At 71.9% G+C, this 20,687-nt stretch carries 17 protein-coding genes; 4 read left to right on the plus strand and 13 right to left on the minus strand.

Annotated features, from left to right (window positions below):
* Nucleotides 1-66: 66 nt before the first annotated feature.
* The 6 genes from OTB19_RS24450 to OTB19_RS24475 form a co-directional block, all read right to left on the minus strand.
* Entirely contained in the window at nt 67-216 is a 150-nt protein-coding gene (locus OTB19_RS24450; protein WP_267800526.1) for a hypothetical protein, read from the minus strand.
* Between the two features lie 11 nt (nt 217-227).
* Nucleotides 228-1,367, minus strand: a complete 1,140-nt coding sequence (sbnB, locus tag OTB19_RS24455; RefSeq protein ID WP_267800527.1) for a 2,3-diaminopropionate biosynthesis protein SbnB — start codon at nt 1,365-1,367, stop codon at nt 228-230.
* Nucleotides 1,364-2,365, minus strand: coding sequence for a TauD/TfdA family dioxygenase (locus tag OTB19_RS24460; protein WP_267800528.1), 1,002 nt, complete (start codon nt 2,363-2,365; stop codon nt 1,364-1,366). The genes sbnB and OTB19_RS24460 overlap by 4 nt, the downstream gene beginning before the upstream one ends.
* Entirely contained in the window at nt 2,362-4,812 is a 2,451-nt protein-coding gene (locus OTB19_RS24465; protein WP_324290539.1) for a non-ribosomal peptide synthetase, read from the minus strand. The genes OTB19_RS24460 and OTB19_RS24465 overlap by 4 nt, the downstream gene beginning before the upstream one ends.
* A gap of 206 nt (nt 4,813-5,018) precedes the next feature.
* Entirely contained in the window at nt 5,019-7,565 is a 2,547-nt protein-coding gene (locus OTB19_RS24470) for a Pls/PosA family non-ribosomal peptide synthetase (RefSeq protein WP_267800530.1), read from the minus strand.
* A 464-nt stretch (nt 7,566-8,029) separates the two neighbouring features.
* Complete coding sequence (locus OTB19_RS24475) at nt 8,030-9,649, minus strand: molybdopterin-dependent oxidoreductase (RefSeq protein WP_267800532.1); 1,620 nt, start codon at nt 9,647-9,649, stop codon at nt 8,030-8,032.
* A 232-nt stretch (nt 9,650-9,881) separates the two neighbouring features.
* Here OTB19_RS24475 and OTB19_RS24480 point away from each other — a divergent pair, with 232 nt between their 5' ends.
* The 3 genes from OTB19_RS24480 (at nt 9,882) to OTB19_RS24490 (ending at nt 13,069) form a co-directional block, all read left to right on the plus strand.
* On the plus strand, nt 9,882-10,631 hold the full coding sequence (locus OTB19_RS24480; RefSeq protein ID WP_267800533.1) for an anti-sigma factor: 750 nt from the start codon (nt 9,882-9,884) through the stop codon (nt 10,629-10,631).
* A gap of 315 nt (nt 10,632-10,946) precedes the next feature.
* Nucleotides 10,947-12,308 carry an SAM-dependent methyltransferase gene (locus OTB19_RS24485; RefSeq protein ID WP_267800535.1) on the plus strand — a complete coding sequence of 454 codons (1,362 nt, stop codon included), beginning with the start codon at nt 10,947-10,949 and terminating at the stop codon, nt 12,306-12,308.
* A 212-nt stretch (nt 12,309-12,520) separates the two neighbouring features.
* Nucleotides 12,521-13,069 carry a DUF4232 domain-containing protein gene (locus OTB19_RS24490; RefSeq protein WP_267800536.1) on the plus strand — a complete coding sequence of 183 codons (549 nt, stop codon included), beginning with the start codon at nt 12,521-12,523 and terminating at the stop codon, nt 13,067-13,069.
* A gap of 43 nt (nt 13,070-13,112) precedes the next feature.
* Here the strand turns inward: OTB19_RS24490 and OTB19_RS24495 are convergent, their stop codons facing one another.
* From OTB19_RS24495 to OTB19_RS24515, 5 genes are all read right to left on the minus strand, one after another.
* Nucleotides 13,113-13,511, minus strand: coding sequence for a DUF4440 domain-containing protein (locus OTB19_RS24495; RefSeq protein WP_267800537.1), 399 nt, complete (start codon nt 13,509-13,511; stop codon nt 13,113-13,115).
* A gap of 156 nt (nt 13,512-13,667) precedes the next feature.
* Nucleotides 13,668-14,075, minus strand: coding sequence for a PPOX class F420-dependent oxidoreductase (locus tag OTB19_RS24500; protein ID WP_267800538.1), 408 nt, complete (start codon nt 14,073-14,075; stop codon nt 13,668-13,670).
* 265 nt (nt 14,076-14,340) lie between these two features.
* A complete protein-coding gene (locus tag OTB19_RS24505) occupies nt 14,341-14,766 on the minus strand; it encodes a DUF6003 family protein (RefSeq protein ID WP_267800540.1) in 426 nt (141 codons plus the stop codon).
* Between the two features lie 106 nt (nt 14,767-14,872).
* Complete coding sequence (locus tag OTB19_RS24510; protein ID WP_267800541.1) at nt 14,873-15,286, minus strand: ATP-binding protein; 414 nt, start codon at nt 15,284-15,286, stop codon at nt 14,873-14,875.
* A gap of 236 nt (nt 15,287-15,522) precedes the next feature.
* Nucleotides 15,523-16,815 carry a phytase gene (locus tag OTB19_RS24515; protein WP_267800543.1) on the minus strand — a complete coding sequence of 431 codons (1,293 nt, stop codon included), beginning with the start codon at nt 16,813-16,815 and terminating at the stop codon, nt 15,523-15,525.
* A 185-nt stretch (nt 16,816-17,000) separates the two neighbouring features.
* Here OTB19_RS24515 and OTB19_RS24520 point away from each other — a divergent pair, with 185 nt between their 5' ends.
* Nucleotides 17,001-18,617 (plus strand): phospholipase D family protein, encoded by a 1,617-nt coding sequence (locus tag OTB19_RS24520; RefSeq protein WP_267800545.1) that lies wholly within the window; start codon nt 17,001-17,003, stop codon nt 18,615-18,617.
* A gap of 164 nt (nt 18,618-18,781) precedes the next feature.
* On the opposite strand, the gene OTB19_RS24525 is transcribed toward OTB19_RS24520, so the two are convergent.
* Nucleotides 18,782-19,375, minus strand: coding sequence for a putative glycolipid-binding domain-containing protein (locus OTB19_RS24525; protein ID WP_267800546.1), 594 nt, complete (start codon nt 19,373-19,375; stop codon nt 18,782-18,784).
* Between the two features lie 82 nt (nt 19,376-19,457).
* Nucleotides 19,458-20,426, minus strand: a complete 969-nt coding sequence (locus tag OTB19_RS24530; RefSeq protein WP_267800547.1) for an ion transporter — start codon at nt 20,424-20,426, stop codon at nt 19,458-19,460.
* Nucleotides 20,427-20,687 lie beyond the last annotated feature (261 nt).

Genomic DNA, 20,687 nt, shown 5'->3' on the forward strand with positions numbered 1-20,687 from the left:
ATTTCACTTACGAGGTGCCCTCTTGCTCGGGTCTGATGGAAGCGTAGAAACTCCCATCATCCCAGGTCAGCGGGCACCTCTTCTGATTTCTCCATCCACAGCCCGACCACTACGCGGTGGATCCAGGTTCAGGAACAGCGGGCATCCGAGGGTGGGTCGGAGGTCCACGTACAGCTCTTCCTCGTTGAAGTCCTGGGGAACGGATATGACGTGCACGATGGTCTCCTCTATCCGTACCTTCGCACTTCGTGGAAGAAGCGGTCGATGACCTGGAGGTCTCCGGAGCGGTTCACCTCGTCGTAGACGTACTTGCCGACGGCCAGGTCGAGCACGCCGAGGCCGAACGGGGAGAACACGGTCGGTCGATCCCCGGCCACCGTCACCCGACCGGCCATCACGTCGTCCAACGTCCCGTGGATGAACCGGCGGTCGCCCGTGAGCTGTTCGGTCAGGTGCGGGGACGTGGCGGCCCTGAGACAGTGATCGACGTCGTCCACGATGTTGGTCGAGGCCAGCAGGACCCGCGGCGCGAGGTCGCGCAGCGAGATGTGCAGCACCACCGGATCGTGGGCGAACCACGCGGGGTCCTCCACGTGCGGCCGGTCGGCGACGGTCGCGAAGACCACCAGGTCGCTGAGACGGACCAGGTCCTCCGGGTCTTCGTGGACGGTGATCCGGCCCGGCGCGCCCGACTGTTCCAGGTAGAGCCGGAAGCCCGCGCAACTGCGGGCGCTGAGGTCGTGGAGCCCGATCTCGTCGAAGGTCCAGCCGGTGGCGGCCAGGAACGTGTGCACGTAGCGCGCGATCAGTCCCGTGCCGAAGAACCCGACGCGCGGCGGCCGGGGCCGGCCGCGGGTGAGCCAGTCGGCGGCCAGGGCGGCGGAGGCCGCGGTTCTGCTCGCGCTGATGATGGAGCTCTCCAGACAGGCGAACGGGTAGCCCGTGACGGGGTCGTTGAGGATCAGTACGGCCGAGGCCCTGGGCAGGTCGGCCGACACGTTCCCCGGGAAGCTGGAGATCCATTTGAGCCCGTCCACGGGTTCCGCTCCGCCGATGGAGGCGGGCAGGGCGATCATCCGGGACGACGGGCGGTCCGTGAAGCGCAGGAACGCGGAGGGCGGGTTCACCGATCGGCCGGCGCCGTGCAACCGGTACGTCTCCTCGACCACCTTCACCAGGTGTTCCTCGCGCCCCTGGAGGGCCCGCTGGACCTGTTCTCCCGGGATCACGGCGAACGGGGGGACGGAGAGCGGCTCGGGCGACGCGGTCCGGCGGGGCACCGCGTCCGGGTCCGGGGCATGAGCCGGTGCGGGCGCCTGTGCCGGTGCCTGCGTCGGGGTGGCCGGCGGGCGGGCGGTGGTGGTCATGGGACGGTCACCTCGATGGTCGGCGCGCAGTCCGGCAGCCGCAGCGGGTCGGCCATGGCCACGACCACGTTCCTCGGACCCCGGAAGGGTTCCCTGGCGTGAGCGGTACGGAGGTTGTCCAGCAGCAGCAGGTCTCCTGTCTGCCAGGGCCGGCGGACGGTGTGGGCCTCGTACACGGAGTTGATCCGTTGGACGGTGTCCTCGGCGAGGGGTTCGCCGTTGCCGTGAAGGGTGTTGAAGGGCAGTCCGTCGGCGCCGTACTCGTCGACGAGGTACTCGCGGATCTCGGGGTCGAGCGTCCACTCGTTGAGGAAGGCGATCTGGTTGAACCAGCACCGCTGTCCGCCGATCGGATGGCGCACCACGGCGCTGCGACGCTGTCTGGTGCGCAGCGTGCCGTCCGGCAGCCAGTCGAAGTCGATCGCGTTGTCCCGGCAGTGGCGTGCGATCATGTCCCGGTCCTCGGTGCCGAAGGCCTCCGCGACGGAGGCTCCGATCTCGTCGTTGTAGCTGCGGGTGAGGAGCCACCCCTCGCGTTCGAACCGGTCGGTCAGTTCGCTCGGCAGGGCTTCGAGGACCGCCGTCGAGTCGGCCACCGTGGTCGCCCCGCCCTCCTCGGGCGCCTGGACGCATGCGAAGAGCATCAGCGACGGGAACGCGTAGGCGTAGCTGAGTTCGTGGTGCATGCACATGGGTTGGTTCGTGGGCCACTTCGTCGAGGAGTAGACGCCTCCCGCGTACGTGTGGCGGGGTGCGAAGGCCTCCCTCTCGGTCACCGGCGGCGCACCGAGCCGGTGCAGGATCGCGCCGACCCGCGTCGCGTCGTCGATGTCCAGACCGCGTACCAGGACGGCCCCGTGGTCGACGGTCGCCGCGCGCAGCGCGTCCCGGTGCAGGGCCACCCAGCCGGCGGGGTCGGCGGTCTCGACCCGGAGGATCGGGAGCTCGTCCGGTCGGGGGCGGGTGTCGAGGAGCGTGGACGGGAGGGTGACGGTCATCGGATTCTCCTGTCGATCGCGTCGGGCCGCCGTTCGGCCGGCGGGTCGGGTCGCGCGGTGCGGCTCTCGACCAGCCGGGCCAGGTCGGCCAGTACCGGGTGTCGGGTCAGGTCCTTGAGGGAGATCGCCCGGTCCAGGGAGACGGCGACCCTGAGGGCGGCCAGCGAGGTGCCCCCGAGGTCGAAGAAGCCGTCCTGGCGGCCGATCCGCTCCGCCGGGATGCCCATCGCGCCGGCCCAGGCGGCGGCGATGCGCCGTTCCGTGGGGGTGCCGGGTGGCCGGTGACGGTCCTCGACCGCCGGGTCGCGTGCGGACGCCAGGGCGATCAGGGCCCGCTTGTCGATCTTGCCGTTGGGGGTGAGCGGCAGGTCCGGACGCCACTGGATCACCGACGGCACCATGTACGCGGGGAGCCTCGCGCTCAGCCGGTCCCGCACGTCGGCCGCCGCGAGCGGGCCGCGTCCCGTGTAGAAGGCCGCCAGGTACCGGCCGCGGCCCGGGCGCCCCGCGGCCACCACCGCACCGTCGCGGATCCCGGGCACCCGCAGCAGGGCGATGTCGATCTCGTCCACCTCGATGCGAAAACCGCGGATCTTCACCTGGTGGTCGCGGCGCCCGAGGAACTCCAGTGCTCCGTCCGGCAGCCAGCGGCCGTGGTCGCCGCTGCGGTAGAGGCGGTTGCCCGGCCGGTGCGGGTCGCGGCCGAAGGCGAGCCGGGTGCGCTCCGGGTCGTTGACGTACCCGCGGCCCACGCAGACGCCCGAGAGGACGATCTCGCCGGGAGCGCCGAGCGGCACGGGCGACAGGTCGGCGTCGACGACGTAGACGCGCACGTTGTTCACGGGCCGGCCGAGGGGGACGCGATCGGAGTCCGGTGCCCGGTCCATGACGTGGTGGTTGGTGTCGTCGGAGGTCTCGGTGAGCCCGTACGCGTTGACCAGCCGTACACCGGGCACGGTGGCGAACCAGCGCTGGACGAGTTCCCGCTTGACCGCCTCGCCGGTGACGCAGACGCGGCGCAGGTCCGGCAGTTCGCGGGGGGCGCGCTCCAGACACGACAGGACCGCTTCGAGGTAGGAGGGCACCACCTGGAGCACATTGACCCGACCGAGGACGAGGGTGTCCAGGAAGCGCGGGACGTCCAGGACGGCCTCCTGTTCGACCAGCAGCGTCCGTCCACCCGTGAGCAGCGCGGCGAGCAGTTGCCACAGGGAGATGTCGAAGCACTGGGGCGCGCTCTGGGCGACGACCGTTCCCCGGTCGATCCCCAAGTCGTCGATCTTGGCGTAGAGGTGGTTGAGCAGACCGGCGTGCTCGCACAGCGCCCCCTTGGGTTCGCCGGTGGAACCCGAGGTGAAGTAGATGTACGCCGCCGACTCCGGGGGGACGTGCACGCCGGGGTCCGTGGCATCCAGGCTCTCGTCGTCCGCCGCCTCGACGGGCAGGACCCGGACCTCCGGCATCGAGGCCAACGCCCGGTCGAGCGGGCCGGTGTCACCGGGCCCGACCAGTGCGAACCGGCACGCGGCCCGGTCGAGCATCGCGGCGACGCGTTCGGCCGGGAAGCGCGGTTCGACGGGCAGGTAGACACCGCCCGCCTTGAGGACCCCGAGCACGGCGGCCGTCCAGCCGAGGTCGCGCTCACCGACCACGGCCACCACGTCCTCCGGGCGCAGGCCCTGGGCCAGTAGGGCGCGGGCCAGCCGGTTGGCGCGTGCGTCGAGTTCCCCGTACGTCCACTGCCGCGCGCCCCGCACGACGGCGACCGCGTTCGGATGCGCCCGGGCCTCTTGCGCGAAGACCTCGTGGGCCCGCAGCGCCGGCAGCTCCCGGCGGGGTCCGGCGAGTTCCTCGATCTGATGGTGGAGTTCGGCCGTGTCCAGGAGGCTCTGTGGCCCCGGTGCGGCGTCCGGGTCGGCGGTGAGCAGTTCCAGCGCGGTGCGGTGGTATCCCACGACCCGTGCGGCGAAGTCCTCGTCGTACGCGTCCGTCCGGTGGCGCAGCCGCCACACCCGCCGACCGTCTTCCCGGCGCGTCACCGACATCCGCAGGGCCGGGCCGCCGCCGTCGGGGCGGTCGGCGGGCCCGTCGTCCTCACCGTACGGATCGAACACGACGACGGGTGCGGAACCGGGGAGGTGCGGGCCGGGCGCGGCGGAGCCGGTGGAGTCGACGGACGGCTCTCGGTGGCCGGTCGGCGGCCCGGGCAGGGCGGACAGCGCCCGGTGTACGTCGAGCACCAGCGTTCGCCAGGCACCGGTCGTGAGCGCCAGGCGGCAGGGCCGTGGGGCGCCGCCCGGCGCGGTGACGCAGGCCCCGACGACCTCGGACTCCCCGGACAGCGCGCCGAGGACCTTGAGGTGCGCGGCCGTCAGCACCGACGCCGGGCTCACGCCGAGGTGGTCGGCGAGGTGGTCGAGGGCGGCCAGGAGGGCGTCGGGGATCACCGCGCGGTACTCGGCCGTGCCGGGTAGGGGTGCACGGGTCCATCGCGGGACGGTCGTGAACCCTCCCGCCGAGTCCGAGTCCGAGTCCGAGTCCGAGTCCGAGTCTGTGGCAGGGTCAGTGCCCGAGCCTGTGGCAGGGGTGCCCGTGGCAGGGTCGGTCTCCGTGGGGTCGGGGAACCGCTCGTCCGCCCTCTCCGTCGTTCCCATCACTCCCACCTCCGCTGCTGCCCGTCGTCGTCCGGGCCGATCTGTCGGGCCGGATTCCCACCCCAGTACGCGTACCGCGGCACCGTCTCGCCCTTCATGACGAAGGAATCGGGAGCGAGCGCCGCACCGTCGCCGAGCGTCACGCCGTAGTGCACCAGGGCGCCGACGCCCACCGTGCAGTCCGAACCGAGCGTGGTGGTGTCCGACTTGAAGGCGCCGTCCTCCTGCGAATGGCACTGGACCACGCTGCCCGCGTTGAGCGTGCAGTGGTCCCCGATGGTGACCATCGGCCGTTCGCTCAGACCGCAGCCGTCGTCGAAGAGTTCACGGCCGATCCGCGCGCCCAGCAGACGCCACAGCGGGCCCTTGAACGGAGTGCCGTTGTAGAGCCGCAGGTACGCGTCCGACGGCACCTTCCAGTACCGTTCGCGCCGCCAGAAGCGGACGTCGTAGATCGAGCAGAACAGCGGGCCGGGGGAGTGCAGCGCCGTGACGGCCCGCTCGACGAGCACGAAGTACAGCGTGCCGAGGAGCACCACGAGCACGTTGGCCAGCGCGATCACCACCGCGCCGAGCACGTCGTAGAGTTCCGCCGCGACCGCGAAGAGCAGGGTGACCAGGAAGAAGTACAGCCACCGCACACCGAGGTACCACGCCATGGTGGCGGCGTTGTGCCGGTTCTTGGCGGGCAGCAGGCGACGCAGGTCCGCACCGCTCCGCAGCTCGTCGAAGCCGCTGTCCCGCAGCACCGATCGGGGAATCTCGAAGCTCGGCGAACCCAACAGGCCCACGCCCTCCCTGATCGCCCCGTCGACGGGCACCATGACCTTCGTCGCGAGCAGGCAGTTGTCGCCCGTCCTGCCCCGGGCGGGGTAGGCGATCCTGTTCCCGAGGAAGTTGCGGGGGCCGATCGCGACCCGGGACACGCGGAACGAACTCCCCGAGTATTCGGCGTTGTTGATCGACAGACCGTCGGCGATCATGGTTCCGCTGCCCACGGAACTGAGGTACGGGGAGTCCTGCTTCACCTCCGTGCCGAAGTTCGAGCCGGTCTGCTCGACGCGCGAGAGGTCGTACCCGAGGCACCACCGCAGGTAGTGGACGACGGCGGAACTGTCGCCGAAGAGGCGGTTCAGGAAACGCCTGTTGGTCATCAGCGTGATCACCCGGTGCACCCCGTGGTGGAATCCGTACAGCCGGTACACCCGGCCCGCGGTGAGGGTCCGGCTGAGCAGCCGGGGAACGACGGCGATCACCAGGAGACCCAGGGGAACGGCCCCGAAGAAGACCACCGCCGAGGCGGTCAGCGCCTCGACGTAGAACGTCCAGGAAGAGAGCGCGGTGGGGCCCGGCGCCAGGACCGAGGCCAGCTGCGGGGCCTCGGCCAGCAGGAGGCCCACACCGCCGAACGTCAGCGGCAGGTACACGAGCAGCACGGCCAGGACCTGGAGGACGCCGTGCAGGGCCCTGCGCCAGGTACCGCAGTCGGCCGGGTCGACCATCGTGAAGCCCACCGGGGCCGGCTGCGCGGGGGAGCCGTGCCAGTGCGCGCCGGCCGGGATCGTCTGCCCGCTGTGCAGGCTGGACGCGTGGCCGAGCCGGGCGCGGTCGCCCACGGCGGTCGCGACGTCCAGGACGCTCGCGTCGCCGACCACCGAGTCCGCGCCGAGCGTGACCGGACCCGTCTGGATCAGACCGCGGTGAGCCCGGTAACAGGTGAAGTAGGCGTCCTTGCGGACCACCGCTCCGGCGCCGACGGTCAGCAGGTCCGTGCACACGGGCACGATCCGGGAGAAGAGCGCGGCACCGGGTCCGATCCTGGCGCCGAGCGCCCTGAGGTAGAGGACGTAGAGCGGCGAGCCGACGAACAGCACCAACGGGTCGGACCGGACGAGCGTCTTGACCACCCAGAAGCGGACGTAGCGCACGCTCCAGACGCGGACCTGGGACGGTCGCCACCTGCCGATGAGCACCCACTTCACCAGGACCGGGAAGCCGCACAGCCACACGAAGACGACCAGGCCGAACAGCACCGACCGCAGGTACACCTCGACGGCTCCCGACCCCGCGGAGACCCACTCGTACCCCAGGACGCCCGCGAGGGCGACGAGGTAGGAGTAGCCGAGGAAGGCCAGCACCTGGAGCACGCCGCACAGCAGGTGACGCGGCACGCCGACCGGGGGAGGGAACACCGGCGGCAGCGGCTCGACGGCCTCGATCGACCCGCCGGGGGGCTCGGGAACGGGCGCCGAGAGCGCCGTCGCAAGGCTTCGGATCGTCGGATTCCGGTAGATGTCCTTCATCGACACGGGCGGCAGGCCCTCGGACTTGCGGACCCGCGCGCAGAAGTGCGCCATCACCATCGAGTCGGCGCCCAGTTCTTCGAAGAAGTGGCTCCGCACCGGCACCCGCTCGACGTGCGTGACGTCCGCCAGGATCGAGGCGAGCATCCCTTCGACGGCGGCGTGCGGGGCGTGGGGATCGCCCCGGGCGGACGCCCGGTCCTCCCGATCGGGGGTCAACGCCTCGGTGGGCCTTCCCGTCATGGTGGGCTCCCTCGGTTTCCGACGGCCACGGTCCGGTGCTCCTGGCATCCGGCCGGCGCGCTCATCGGGCTCCCGTGGACCGCGTCACGCGGATCGCACCTTCGGCCGGCTCATCGGGGACGGACCGGCTTCGCGGGCTCCGATCCCCGTACGGGCCACAGCCCGACGTCATGACTCTTATTCGATGCCGACGGGAGAAAAGATGGTGCGCATCGGGAATTGGCACGCTTCTGTGTCAATGTGGGGTTAAATCGGACGCTCCGTGGTCGCCCGCGCACGTCGGGCAGCGAGCCCGTGCCGGGTGAGGTGAGGGGGGCGCGCCGACACCCGGGTCGGCCGAGGGTGTGGTCGGCCGCCCCGCGTGTCGGGTCGGGTGGTCGTGGGGGCGGTGCGGGCCGTACGGCCGACACGGCGTGCAGCCGGGCGAACGACGGCCTGGCGGGCGTGGGGCGGGTCAGGCGGGGTCAGGTGGCGGTGACGAACACGCTGTGCCAGCCGCTGGCGCCGTCGGGGATGGTCCGGGCGCGCTGCTCGGTCTGCACCTGACCGGTGCCGTCGGTGGCGCGGACGGTGAGGTTGTGACCACCGGGCGTGGTCTTCCAGGGGTAGGACCACTGGCGCCAGGTGTCGGTGGTGTCCTGCTCGGCGAGCTGCGCCTCCTGCCACGGGCCGTCGTCGACCCGGACCTCTACCCGCTCGATGCCCCGGTGCTGGGCCCAGGCGACACCGGCGACCATCACGGTGCCCGCCCCGGCCTGAGCGAAGGGCTTGGGCGTGTCGATGCGCGCCTGGGTCTTGATCGGTGCCTTCCGCGCCCACTTCCGCTTGACCCAGTACGGGTCGTAGGAGTCGAAGGTGGTCAGCTCGATGTCCTGGAGCCACTTGCAGGCGGACACGTAGCCGTACAGGCCCGGGACGACCATGCGGACGGGGAAACCGTGGTCGAAGGGCAACGGTTCGCCGTTCATCCCGACCGCGAGCATCGCGTCCCGTCCGTCCAGCAGATCCTCGACCGGCGTGCCCAGGGTCATGCCGTCCACGGACCGGGCCACCAGTTGATCGGCCGGGCCGCCCTTCGACGGCGCCTTGACCCCCGCCTCCCTCAGCAGGTCGGCGAGGGGTACGCCGAGCCAGCGGGCGTTGCCCACGTACGGGCCGCCCACCTCGTTCGACACGCACGTCAAGGTGATGTTCCGCTCGATGAGCGGTCGGTCCAGCAGGTCCTGGAAGGTGTAGGTGCGCGGGCGCGGCACGCCCTTGCCGTGGATCCGCAACCGCCAGGTGTCCGCGTCCACCTTGGGGACGACCAGAGCGGTGTCCACGCGGTAGAAGTCCTTGTTCGGGGTGGTGAAGGCGCTGATCCCGGGGATCCGCAGCGCCGCACGGGCAGGGGTCGCGGCGGCCGCCGAGGCCGGGGCGGGGAGCCGCACGGCCGCCCGGGAGGCGGACGCCCCCTGACCGCTGCGGCCGGTCAGCGCCCTGCCGAGGGCCCCCGCTCCGGTAGAGGCCAGAGCGGTGATGCCCGCCGTGATCAGGAAGCCGCGCCGGTTCCATCCGGTGCCCGGCCCGGCGTCCTCGGCGGCCCGGCCGTCGGCGCCCGGATCCGCGGAGGCGGTCCCGTCCGCCCCGTTCAGCTTGCCGATCAGTACGTACAGGACGAGCGCCCCGGCCACGGCGCCCAGCAGCGAGGGCAGGACGTCGCCCACTCCGGCCGAGTCCGGCCGGGTCAGCGCGGCGCCGGCGCCGACGAGCCCGAACAGCAGGATGCCCACGGATCCCGTACGTCGACGGCGCAGGGCGAACAGGCCCAGCAGGGCGGCCAGGAGGCCGATGGTGGCCAGGATCCCGAGCTGGAGCACCAGCTTGTCGTTCTGTCCGAACGTGCGGATCGCGTAGTCCTTGAGCCAGGCCGGTGTCCGGTCGATGGCGGCTCCGCCGACCACGGTGACGGGGCCGGCCTGCGGCCGTACGAGGGAGGCGGCCAGCTCGCCCACGGCCAGAGCCGTGTAGCCGGCGAGCAGTCCGCTCGCTGCGGCGAGCGCGCCGCGTTTGACGGTCCTTCGGTAGATCCTCACGTCCTGCATTCGAGGCCGTGGCTCCGCCGGATGGGTCCGCACACGGATGCCCCGTCCGGGGCATGCGCACCGTTTCCGGCCAATCCGTACGGGGTCCGGCGACGAACAAGCAGCGAGACGCCGGACCGGACACGGTCCGATGAGGGAGCCCCGGCAGTGACGTTTCCTCCCGTCTTCGCGCCAGTACGAACCGGATACCCGGCGAAACGTATCCACCGAGCGACCGCATGGGGGTGACCACGTGAAACATGACGACGAGCTCCACGCCCTCATCGGCGCCTACGCCCTCGACGCACTCACCGGTGACGAACACGACCGCTTCACCCGACACCTGCGGGACTGCGAGGCGTGTCGAACGGAACTGCCCGGCTACCTGGACACGGCCGGTCGCCTCGCGACGGCCGTGGCGCACACCCCTCCCGAACACCTCAAGGAGGCGGTGCTCCAGCGCATCGACTCGGTCCGCCGGCTTCCCCCTCGGGTACCCGAACCCGTCGCGCCCACAGGGGTCTTCGCCCTGGCCCGGGGCAAGGCTTGGGGCTTCGGGATCGCCGCGGGCATCGCCGCCGCGGCCGTCCTCGGGGGAATCACGGTGTGGGAGGGCCGGCAGGCGGAGCAGGTGCAGCAACAGGCGCTGCGACTGGACTCCCGCACCCGCGACCTGAGCGCGGTCATCACCGCGTCCGACGCCCGCACCGTGCGCGGCGCCTTCGCCACCGGGGCCTCCGCCACGCTCGTGACCTCCCGTGAACGCGGCCGAGCCGTCGTGATCGCCGATCGGCTGCCCCCGCCCCCGCAGGGCAGGACGTACCAACTCTGGTTTTCCGACGGGGTCACCATGCGGCCGGCCGGACTCCTCGACCACAGCGGCGCCGTCCTGCTGACGGGTGACATCGGCGCGGCCACCGCCGTCGGCGTCACCCTGGAACCCGCGGGCGGCTCCCCCCTCCCCACCGGCAGTCCGCTGCTCCTGCTCGACCTCCCCGCCTGACCCGCGCCTCGGCCGGGCGGACCGGCACGACAACCGGAACGCGACAGCGGGGACACAACGACCGGAACACGGCAACCGGGACGTGACAACCGGAACGCGACGACCGAGCGCAACATGCGGGACGTCCGTACCAATCCGCTCCGCCCGGGCCTCCGAAGAACGGGTGAACCGGCCGTGGCACACGGCATGTCGACTGTCGTGAGGGGGACAACCGTGCATCGACGTGAAGAGGCGGCGGCAGCGGGGCCTCCACCCGTCCGCCCCGTCACGGCACTTGCCCCCACCCCGATCCGTCCGCACCCGCGAAGGCCTCCCATGACGACCTCGACGCCCCGCCCCACCACCTCCGTCCGCGGCACCGCGCCCGGTCACCCCGCGCCCGCTCACCCCATCGCGGCCCCCGCCCCGGGCCGGCACGCGGCGGACGCCCCGCAGCAGCGACCGGGCGAACCCTCCCTGTGGCCGGACGTCCATCGCCTGCCACCGGCCTCGGCCGCGCGCACGGCCGTGGCCAGGGCCCTGTTGCGTCGCGCGTTCGATCGCATGCCCCTCACCCTCAGGAGCGACGCCTCCCCGGGGGGCGACGCCCGTGCCCCCCGGGGAGGGGAACCCTCGCTCGTCCTGCACGACCCGGACGCCTTCCACCGCCGGATCGGCGCCGACGGGCTCATCGGATTCGGCGAGTCCTACATGGCCGGTGAATGGGACAGCGACGATCTCGTCGGGGCCCTGACGGTGCTCGCCTCGCACGTCGACGCACTGGTGCCCGCGCCCTTGGCCGAACTGCGCCGCGCGTGGATACGTCGCCGCCCCCACGCACACCGCAACACCCCCGTGGGCGCCCGCCGGAACATCCAGCGGCACTACGACCTCTCCAACGACCTCTTCGAACTCTTCCTCGACCCGAGCATGATCTACTCCTCGGCGCTCTTCACCGCGTTCCCGGCCCGGCAGGAATCGCTGGAGGACGCCCAACACCGCAAGATCGACCGCCTGCTCGACCTCGCCTCCGTCGGCCCCGGGACGCGCCTGCTGGAGATCGGCACCGGCTGGGGCGAACTCGCCCTGCGGGCCGCCGCCCGGGGCGCCGACGTCGTGACGATCACGCTCTCCACCGAGCAGCGCGACCTCGCCCGCAGCCGCGTCGACGCCGCAGGCCACACCGACCGCGTCAGCGTCGAACTGTGTGACTACCGCGACGTCCGGGGCGAGTACGACGCCATCGTGAGCGTCGAGATGATCGAGGCCGTCGGCGCCGAGTACTGGCCCGCGTACTTCGACGCGCTGCGCAAGGCACTCGCCCCCGGAGGCCGCATCGCGCTCCAGGCCATCACCATGGCCCACGACCGGATGCTCGCCACCGCCCAGAGCCACACCTGGATCAGCAAGTACATCTTCCCCGGCGGCCTCATCCCCTCCCGCGAGGCCATCCGCACCGAGGCGGCGCGGGCGGGCCTGAGCGTCACCGCCGACCACGGATTCGGCGAGCACTACGCCGAAACCCTGAGGCTGTGGCGCGAACGGTTCACCGGCCACACCGCCCGGGTGACGGAACTCGGCTTCGACCACGTCTTCCAGCGCATGTGGGAGCTGTATCTCGCCTACTCCGAGGCCGGGTTCCGCTCCCGCTACCTCGACGTACGGCACATCCTCCTCACGGAGGGCGGCGCCCACTGACACCCTGCGGGACTGCCCGCCCAGTCGCCGCGTCCCCCGGGGCCTGCCGCGCCCCGGTCGACACCCCGGGGGACCCGGAGGACGATGAGGGAGACGGGTGTCTCACCGCCCGGTGCACCGGCCGTACGCCCATGATGTCGCCGTCCGCCGGCCGCGGAGCCCCGTCGAGGGGGTCATGCACGACGTTCCCTGACACCGCGGGAGAACCAACGATGAAATGCGCAGCGAAGAAGAGGAGCCGTGCCCGGGCCTGCCGTTCGCTCTTGGCGGCCCTGGTGTTGTCGGGTGGTGCGCTGGCCGGCGCCGGATCGGCCGTGGCGGCCGACCAGGCGACGCCTCAGCGGGCTCCCGCCGCTCAGTGCAAGGGCGGCCAACTGACGGTCAGCGGGACCTCGGGAACCGGTCAGGCGCGGGTCACCGTCGTCAACAAGGGCCCCAAGGCGTGCGTGCTGGCGGGCTTCCCCACCGTCGCACTCGCCGGCCAGGGCTCACCCGACCGGAACAAGCCGCTCAGCGTGTCCCGGACGGGCAGCGCGAAGCCCGTACAACTCGCGGTCGGTGGCCGGGCGGCGTCCCAACTCACCTTCCCGCCGGTCCTCGGCGAGGCCGACGGCTACTGCGCCTCCGGCGCCAAGCCGATCGCCGCACCCACGATGGTCGTCGGCGTCGCCGGCACCAAGACCCAGATCGCCCCGAGTGACGGCGGCAATTTCGCGATCTGCGGCAACAGCGTCCGCGCCACCGCCTTCCGCGCGGCCTGACGTAGAGCCGGCCGACCCGCTGTCCCCGCGAACGCGGGTGCGGTCAGGGTCGGTCGTGCCAGGAGAGCGCCGAGATCCGCCAGCCCTCCGGGGTGCGCACGAACTGAATGGTCTTGGTTCCGCCACCCTCGAACGGTTCGCCGTCCAGGATCCCGGACTTGCGGTACTCGCCGAACCGTGACGCGATGTCACCGGCGATCTCGGTCCGTTCGGAGGTCTCCCACTCGGTGAACTCCAGCAACCGGCCGTCGGACAGCAGGGCTCGACGGGGTGCGATGAACTCCTCGACGGTGTAGACGGTGAACTCCGGTCCGGTCTTCACGATCACCCCGCCCGGGAGGAGGAGCCGACGGATCCGCTCCACGTCGGCGCGCTTGCCACCCCGGTTGTCGAAGGCGGCGAAGAACTCGGCGGTCAGTAGATCGATCTCTATGCGCGACACGGCGCGACAGTAACAAGCGGACAGCGACGAGGAACAGCCCCGCGCACAGGGGCTGCCGGGCGAGCTGCTGCCGACCCCCCGGAAGAAGGTGGGGCCGGTGGTGGGGGGCTTCCGGCCCCGTGCCTCAGCAGCTCGTCCCGCCGTCGAACGGGGGGCTCAGAGCGAGCCGACGACCTTGCGCGGCGTCACGCGGAGGACCACGCGCGGGGCGTCGTCCTTGGAGGCCGGGTTGAAATCGGCGTACTCCTTGCCCGTGTACTTGCGGGAGAGGGCGTCGATCAGTTCCTGCCCGCCTTCGGTGGTGAGCGAGACGGTGCCCCGCACCTCGGCGTACGTGTAGGGGGCGTTGGGCGGATTGATGATGACGGTGGCCCGCGGGTCGCGGCGAAGGTTCGCCTCCTTGCGACGGCCGACGGTGGTGGAGATCAACAGGTCGTCGCCGTCACGGGCCAACCAGGTGACGGAGAGCTGCGGGCTGCCGTCGGGCTGGATCGTGGCCACCGTCGCGAAGACGGGGGTGTCGTCGATCAGCTTCTTGAGGTCGTCGGAGAGTGCCTCTGACACGGGACGGATTCCTTTCCCACGGTTGAGCGCTGTCATCGAAGATCAGCGAGAACAGCCTGCGGAGGCCTGTGGTCCGCGGCAAGCCGGGCGGGGGGCCGCGGAAGGCCGGTTGCCGGGCGGTCGGGCGGCGGGCGACGCCACGGGCGTGGCCCGGTACCGGGCGGGGCCGCGCGGTACAGCGGGGGCGGCCTGGCGCGCGTCACCCGTCGTGTTCACTCGGACGAGTGAGCGGCCCGCCGTCCCGAGGGACGCGGGCCGCCACCGCTCACGCCTGGATCAGGTGGGCGACGTTCTGCGGGTCCAGTCCGGTCAGCTGGACGATCCGGGGCGCGGGAATGCCGGCGGTCAGAGCCCGGTGGACGAGCGCTTCCCAGTCCTCGGTCGTGTGCTTGTACTCCAGGAGTTCCGCTTCCATGTGCGTGACCGACGGGGACGCGCACTCCTGGTGCACGCGAGCCGTCTCGTCGTCGCTCAGCGGGACGGGAAGCCGCTCCGCGCCCTCGGGAATGAGTACGTCCGACCCGGCCGGCAGGATCCTGACGTGTTCCGACGACTCCGACGTGCCGTGGGCCTGCAGCCATCCGTGGACGGCGGGAGTCTCGGCGCATTCCAGGGGCATCACGGCGGCCAGGGCCGCCCCGAGCCGCGGATGGCGTTCGGGGAGCAGGAACAGGTAGGCGTCATCGGCCATTTCGCAATCTCGCTTAACTCTCGATCCGGCATACGGGGAAACGGGTGAACGAGTGAACGGGGAAACGGGTCACGGGTGAACGGGGGAGCGGCCACGGTCCTCGTGGTCACAGGGGCAGGACGGCGAGGATGGTCTTTCCCTCCCCCGGCACAAGGGTGACGGCCAGGCTGCGGCAGTAGTGGCGGACCATGTGCCAGCCGAAACCGCCGGCGCGTCCGGCGAGGTCGGGGGTGCGCTCCTGGGGGAGTACGGAGCTGTTGTCACTCACCGCGACGCTCACACTGTCGGGTCCGGAACTCAGGTGGAGGGTGTAGTGGCCGCCACCGTGCCGCAGGGCGTTGGTGGTCAGCTCGGAGACCACGAGCTGGAGGGCGTCCGAGGTGTCGGCCGGAGCGGCGGGATCGAGACTGGCGGCGTAGACGCGGGCGACGTCGCGGGCCCGGGCGATGCCGGCCGCGCAATCGTCCTCGATCACCAGATCAGCGGGGACTGACGTGTCTGTCGCCTGAATGTCGTTCATGCGCGCACACCCACCTTGTCGGTTCGACCGTCGGACCCTTCGTGTTCCCCGAGTGAGATCCTTTACACACAGTGACATCAGATAGCCGAACCGGATCGTGTGGCGGTTTCGCTTTTCATCGTCCCGCTCCCGGCCGGCGGTGTCGAACGGGCCCGGGGAGCCGGAAGCCCCGCGGCGCCGAACGTTCGGCGCCGCGGGGCTTCGGCGGGGTTCCGCATGCGCGGAGCCCGATGGGGTCAGAGTCGGTCGAGCACGCTGCCCAGGTCCACGAACTTGAAGCCGGTGGCCTCCCGCTCCGTGTCCGCCGGGGTGTCCCGGCCGTCTTGGACGACGAGCAGACCGCGCGGGAAGCGCCTGCCCAGCGGGGCGTTGAGCACGGCCGCCCCGTCACACTGCTCCGAGCCGTCGAGCGTGGCGTTCGCGGCCGACACGCGGAAGCCGCCCTCGTACGCGTTGTGCTCGTCGACCTCCCGGTCGTAGACCGCGAAGGTGTCGTCGCCCTGGCTGGACGCGAGCAGGTGGCCGTCGCCGCCACGCCCCGTGACCAGGGTCAGTCCCTCGACGTCCGCGGCGAGCCTGCGGCCGCCGAAGCCCGGGTCGGCGCCCGCGGCGCACTCCTCGGTCTTCTCGTCGTACACCCCGGGGACGCCGTACTCGCGGACCTTGTCGATGAGCTTCGGCGTGCCGGTGAGGTCGGCGGGCAGCCGCCAGATGCCCACGTCCTCCTGGCCCGCGTACAGGACACCGTTGGCCGGGTCGACGACCATGCCCTCGACCTGGGGGAGTTCCCCGGGCTCGGCGCAGGGGCTCCACGTCCTGCCGTTCGGAAGCCGGAACGAGAACGGCAGGTCGAGCGTGCGGACCGTGCGGTAGGTGACGGTGCCGGCAGCCGTCGGCGTGAGTTCCAGGAGGGCGAGCCGGGTCTGGTTGCGGCGGCTGACCAGCGCGTACGAGCGACCGGTACGGGCATCGGTCCAGGTGGCGAGACCGTAGGCGGTCCGCTGCTCGTTGATCTCGGCCTGGTCGGCGGAGAACACCGGCGGAGCGCTCGGATCGGTCACGTCGACCAGCGGCCCACCGGGCCGGCCGGCCTGCACCCGGTACACCCGCAGCCGGTCGTTCCCGCGGTCCGTGGTCACGGCCACGTCGGCCCGTCCGCCGGACAGGCGCAGACCGTGCACGAGATCGACGTTGTTGAAGCGCCCGGGGGCGTCGTCGGGCGCGCCCGTGGACGGCGCGGCGACCGCCTGGACCTGGCGGGCGTCGAGGTCATAGACGCGCAGCCCGCCCTCCTTCGCGGTGGCGATGACCAGGCTGCGATCGGGATCGGCGGCGTTGCGCCAGATCGCGGGATCGTCGGCGTTGGCGTTGCCTCCGGCCTCGTCGTCGTACAGCGTCGCCGTCTCCGACCGCGGGGTGACGGAGGGCAGCGGGCGCGCGGCCTGTGCCTGTTGCGGCGCCGCCGCGGTCAGGACGACGAGCGCGGCAGCGACGACGGATGCCGCGTGCAGACGGCGCGGGGGGGTCACGGGAACTCCAGACTGTCAGGTACATGAACAGGGCGAGGGTCGAACGGCGACACGAAGCGGCGACCTACGCGACCCGGCCGCCGCACGTCCGCACGGTGAACACGACACTCCGTCCCCACCGGTCCCGCACACCGCCGGATGACGGCGCCCCGAGCGGGTAGACGCCAGGGCGGAGGCCCACACCCGTGAAGCTCAGTGACTGGATGATCACCGCCGATGAACGCGGCAACGCCGCGACCCGGCTCGACGCGCGCCACCCTGACGGAGCCGCCTGGACCCGAGGGAACCAGGTGCGCCCCCTGGTGCACGGCGCGACGTACTTCGCCGAACTGCTGGAAGGGATCCGGGCGCAGCGCGAGGGCGACCTCCTGCTGTTCACGGACTGGCGCGGCGACCCCGACGAGCGGCTCGACGGCCCCGGCACGGAGATCGGCGCCGTACTGGGCGAGGCGGCGCGGCGCGGAGTCATCGTCAAAGGGCTGATCTGGCGCTCCCACCTGGACGGGCTCCAGTTCAGCGAGAGCGAGAACCGCCACCTCGGCGAGGAGATCGAGGAGGCCGGCGGCGAGTGCCTGCTCGACATGCGCGTGCGCCCCGGGGGTTCCCACCACCAGAAACTGGTCGTCCTGCGCCATCCCGGGCGCCCCCACCTCGACGTCGCGTACGTCGGTGGCATCGACCTCTGCCACGGCCGCAACGACGACGCCTCGCACCGCGGCGACCCCCAGGCGCCGCCCTTCGCCTCCGCCTACGGAGACCGCCCACCGTGGCACGACGTGCAACTGGCCGTCCGAGGCCCGGCCGTCGGCGACATCGAGGCGGGGTTCCGGGAGCGTTGGTGCGACCCCGGACCCCTCAGCCGCAGCCCGATGGTCCGGTTGCGCGCGCTCCTGGACCGGGAGGACACGGTCGCGGACCGCCTTCCCCCTCAGCTGCCCGACCCCCGACCGTGCGGAAGCCAGGCCGTACAGATCCTGCGCACCTACCCCAACCGGCTGTGGCGCGGCTACCCCTTCGCGCCCGACGGCGAACGCAGCATCGCGCGCAGCTACCTCAAGGCGCTGCGACGGGCACAGGCGCTGATCTACCTGGAGGACCAGTACCTGTGGTCCCCGAAGGTCGTCGAGTCCTTCGCCCGGGCGCTGCGCGACAACCCGGAACTGCGCCTGATCGCCGTGATCCCCACGGTCCCCGAACAGGACGGACGGGTCACGCTGCCGATGAACCTCGTCGGACGGCTCACCGCGCTGGAGGCGCTGCGGCGTGCGAGCGCCGACCGCGTCGCGGTCTACGGGCTGGAGAACCACGCGGGGACTCCCGTGTACGTGCACGCCAAGGTCTGCGTGATCGACGACGTCTGGGCCTCGGTCGGATCGGACAACGTGAACCTCCGCTCCTGGACACACGACTCGGAACTCAACTGCGCCGTGCTGGACGAGACCGCCGACGTCCGCCCGCCGCTCGACCCCGGAGGGCTCGGGGACGGTGCCCGCCGCCACGCCAGGGACCTGCGGCTGGAACTCTCGCTCGAACACCTCGATGCCGCGGCCCCCGATTCACGGTACCCGGCCGACCTCGTGTGCGACCCGGTCGCCGCCTTCGACGCGTTCGCGTCGAGCGCCGCCGCACTCGACGCGTGGCACGACGGCGGGTGCCGGGGCCCCCGGCCGGCGGGCCGCCTGCGGACCTACCGCCCGCCCGATCTGCCGCGCACCACGCGCGGGGTCGTCATGCCGCTGTACCGGTTGCTCGTCGACCCCGACGGCCGCCCGTTCGGGCTCCGACGCCGCAACGCCTTCTGAGTACGCCGCGACGTGTACCGGGGCGCCGCGACGTGTACCGGGGCGCCGCATCGCGTACGGAACGGCGAACGGTCCCGCGGGCCCGCGTCAGACGCCCCGCGGCGTTCCGGGCCCGGCGAGTGCGGCGAGGCCCGTCGCGACGCTCGCCCTCGTCAGGACCACCTTCATGACGCCGACCCCTCGGGCCCGGCGTGCAGGCCGGTGGCCAGACCCGGGTAGTGGCGGACGAGACCGTCGGCGTCGAACTCGACGTCGGCGGTGAACGAGCCGGAGGCGTAGCGGACCCGGTGGCCGCCCAGCGGCGTGTACACCTGCTCCGACGGCGTCACGACGAGATCGGGAACGGACACCCAGGCCATCAGGAACGGCCGTTCCGGTGCGCCCGCGTCCCTCAGGTGGAGCCCGTGCCGCAGCACGGGCATCGTGTTCGTCAGCGGGCACAGGCCGAGGTCGCAGTCGAGGGCGCCCTCGAACTCCTCCCGCGGCTGCCCGTCGACCGTCCACCGTCCCGCCTCGTCCCGGCGCAGGTCGAGTTCACGCCTCACCGCACCGGGACCGTCGACGGTGACGTGCAGCTCCCGCGTGACGAAGCGGGGACCGGTCACGAGCCGGTACGTGACCCAGTACGGGCCGTCCTCCAGCCCCAGCGCCCGGCCCCGCGCCTGGAGGCGGTCCTCCTCGAACCGCCCCCACGCGGTGTCGTATCCGCCGGAGGCCGTGACCTGCCAGGTGCGCGTGAAGTGTGCCGAGTCGTCCATGGGGAGATCCTCGCGCACGCCGCGACCCCGGTGCCAGGCCACCACGCGCGCGCCGTACGACCCCGCTCTCGGGCGCAATCCCTCACACAGCGCCGGCCGAGGCGTGGGCCGGGGGAGGGGAACCGCCGATCGAGGCCGCGTCCGGGACGTGTGGGACGTCGAGTTGGGCCTCCATGTCGTCGAGCGCACTGCGCACCGCGGCGATGCGCAGACGCAGCGCGTCGGCCGGCTCCGGTTCCTCCCCCGCGGCGCCGACCCCGACCGGTGGGGCGGGTGCGTCGGCCGCGTGCGCGGCGCTCTCCCGAAGGGCTTCGGCCGCCTCCATCTCACGTGCCTCCTCAAGGGAGTTGAGGACGACGCCGATCAGCACGTTGACGAGTACGAACGAGGCGAGCAGGACGTAGGAGGCGTAGTACAGGATGCTGAAGGGGGAGACGGCCAGCCCGGCGTGCACGGCGTCGCCGAGACCCTCCAGCGTCATCAGGAGGAAGAGGGTCAGCCCGGCGCGGCCGAGGGAGCCGTAGTGCTGGGGGTCGTGCGCGGCGAAGCAGATCCAGCCGATCATCGCGTACACGTAGAGGATCAGCGCACCGACGAACAGGAAGCTGACGGTGCCGGGCAGGCTGCGGCCCACGGCGACCAACAGGACGCGCAACTGCGGCATGAACCGCGCGGTGCGCAGGACCCGCGCCAGCCGCAGGAGCCTCAACAGGGTGGTGTTCTCCCGCAGGAACGGCACGAAGGCGGAGGAGACGACCAGCAGGTCGAACACGTTCCAGGGATCCCGGAAGAAAGCTTTCGGTCGATCGGCGTGCGCGCCCAGGCGGACCAGCATCTCCAGGGTGAACGCGATCACGCAGAATCGTTCGGCCAGGTGGAGTAGGGGCCCGTAGTCGACGGCGAGGCCGCTGTACGTCTCGACGCCCAGCAGCGCGGCGTTGAGGAGGATCGCCGCGAACACGCCGATCGAGAACGGCGGCGCCTCGCACACCTCACGGCACCGCGCGGCCAGTCTCGTGCGTCCCGCGTCCACCGCGGTGAGGTCGGTCATCGTGCTCCCTCGTGCAATCCGGCGGCCCCGGCCGCCCACCGCGTCGTGTCGCGACGGATGCCGGGGCGATGATCATGTTCCGGGTCGTGTAACGCCGGCCGGCCGGATTCGAGACGCCCTGGGACGGCACATCGCCCGATCGGGGTGCGCGAACACCCCCTACGGCCACCCGACGGCCGCCGTCGCATCCCCACGCTCCGGACCCGCCCCCGTGTAGGCCGCGGCGCTCCGCACGAACATCGTGTGCAGGGCGTGCACCGA

This window comes from Streptomyces sp. H27-H5 (assembly GCF_026627505.1).
GTDB lineage: Bacteria > Actinomycetota > Actinomycetes > Streptomycetales > Streptomycetaceae > Streptomyces.

What these genes read in the sequence shown, in the direction of transcription:
- sbnB (WP_267800527.1), bottom strand. Translation starts at nt 1,367, where the DNA reads ATGACCACCACCGCCCGCCCGCCGGCCACCCCGACGCAGGCACCGGCA.
- OTB19_RS24460 (WP_267800528.1), bottom strand. Translation starts at nt 2,365, where the DNA reads ATGACCGTCACCCTCCCGTCCACGCTCCTCGACACCCGCCCCCGACCG.
- OTB19_RS24470 (WP_267800530.1), bottom strand. Translation starts at nt 7,565, where the DNA reads ATGACGGGAAGGCCCACCGAGGCGTTGACCCCCGATCGGGAGGACCGG.
- OTB19_RS24475 (WP_267800532.1), bottom strand. Translation starts at nt 9,649, where the DNA reads ATGCAGGACGTGAGGATCTACCGAAGGACCGTCAAACGCGGCGCGCTC.
- OTB19_RS24485 (WP_267800535.1), top strand. Translation starts at nt 10,947, where the DNA reads ATGACGACCTCGACGCCCCGCCCCACCACCTCCGTCCGCGGCACCGCG.
- OTB19_RS24490 (WP_267800536.1), top strand. Translation starts at nt 12,521, where the DNA reads ATGAAATGCGCAGCGAAGAAGAGGAGCCGTGCCCGGGCCTGCCGTTCG.
- OTB19_RS24505 (WP_267800540.1), bottom strand. Translation starts at nt 14,766, where the DNA reads ATGGCCGATGACGCCTACCTGTTCCTGCTCCCCGAACGCCATCCGCGG.
- OTB19_RS24510 (WP_267800541.1), bottom strand. Translation starts at nt 15,286, where the DNA reads ATGAACGACATTCAGGCGACAGACACGTCAGTCCCCGCTGATCTGGTG.
- OTB19_RS24525 (WP_267800546.1), bottom strand. Translation starts at nt 19,375, where the DNA reads ATGGACGACTCGGCACACTTCACGCGCACCTGGCAGGTCACGGCCTCC.
- OTB19_RS24530 (WP_267800547.1), bottom strand. Translation starts at nt 20,426, where the DNA reads ATGACCGACCTCACCGCGGTGGACGCGGGACGCACGAGACTGGCCGCG.